Below are 1194 nucleotides of genomic sequence, written 5' to 3' on the forward strand. Positions count from 1 at the left end.
GTGTTGATTACAGACATGTGAGTGCTCCTTGGAGATTAACTGGCCTAGTGGCCTGCTTTGCGGCACTTGCGTTGCCGTTATTATAATTAACGGCAGCTTCACCAATTTCTTTAAAAAAACCGTCTTCTTTTATGTAAGGCACTGTAACCCAGCCAATCGATTCGACAACTGCTTATTAATATCGAGTTCGGGATATCTACCTTAAATAAAAACGGGGCCTATTGGCCCCGTCGTTACTAGCTTTTGAAACATTACTGGCTAAGGTATTAACCCAGCAGGGACAGTACAGACTGCGGCGTTTGGTTAGCCTGTGCCAGCATGGAGGTACCCGCCTGCTGGAGAATGTTTGCTCGCGTCATGTTAGACACTTCCACTGCGTAGTCGGCATCTTCAATACGAGAGCGAGCCTCGGAGAGATTTGTGGATGTCGTGGCCAGGTTATCAATCACAGAGTCAAAGCGGTTAAGCGTAGCACCTAGTGTCGCGCGATTGGTATCTAGCGACTCAGTTGCAACATCAACAGCATCAACCAAGTTTTGGAAGCTGGTATGTGCCGCATCGCTTCCAGACCCAGCAATAGCGAACGTTGAAGCACCACTAGCTGTTGTAATTACACTAGCACCACTACCTGCATTCAGCTCCAAACCAGATACTGTTGCATCAAGCGTAGTAACAGTAATAACGTCTTCAGCTTCAGTATTAGAACCAACCTGAATATTAAGAGTGCCGCCACCGCTAACGTTCAGCAGGTTAGTGCCGTTAAAGTTATTGCTGCCAGCTACACGATCAATTTCAGCTAGGCGCTCGTTGATCTCGGTGGTAATTGCATCACGATCTTCTGTGGCGTTGGTGTCGTTGGCGCCTTGTACCGCTAGCTCACGAATACGCTGGAGGTTGTCATTGATTTGATCAAGACCACCTTCCATGGTTTGTACTAAGGAGATACCGTCGCTAGCGTTACGACTAGCTTGATCCATGCCTTTGATCTGAGCCGTCATTTTGTTGGCGATGGCTTGCCCAGCAGCGTCATCAGAAGCGCTGTTGATACGCAGACCAGATGACAGACGCTCTTGCGCTTTGGCCAACATAGACTGGGAGTTGGAAAGGTTGTTCTGGCCGATCAGGGCCGTAATGTTAGTGTTGATTACAGACATGTGAGTGCTCCTTGGAGATTAACTGGCCTAGTGGCCTGCT

At 48.4% G+C, this 1194-nt stretch carries 1 protein-coding gene; it reads right to left on the bottom strand.

Going from position 1 to position 1194, the window contains the following annotated elements:
* Positions 1-266: 266 nt before the first annotated feature.
* Positions 267-1154 carry a flagellin gene (locus JI62_RS17285; protein WP_088701370.1) on the bottom strand — a complete coding sequence of 296 codons (888 nt, stop codon included), beginning with the start codon at positions 1152-1154 and terminating at the stop codon, positions 267-269.
* Between the last annotated feature and the right edge of the window lie 40 nt (positions 1155-1194).

Source organism: Halomonas campaniensis, assembly GCF_002211105.1.
In the GTDB taxonomy this organism is placed as follows: domain Bacteria; phylum Pseudomonadota; class Gammaproteobacteria; order Pseudomonadales; family Halomonadaceae; genus Vreelandella; species Vreelandella campaniensis_A.

Excerpts from the sequence above, each read along its gene's own strand:
- JI62_RS17285 (WP_088701370.1), bottom strand. The coding sequence starts at position 1,154 with ATGTCTGTAATCAACACTAACATTACGGCCCTGATCGGCCAGAACAAC.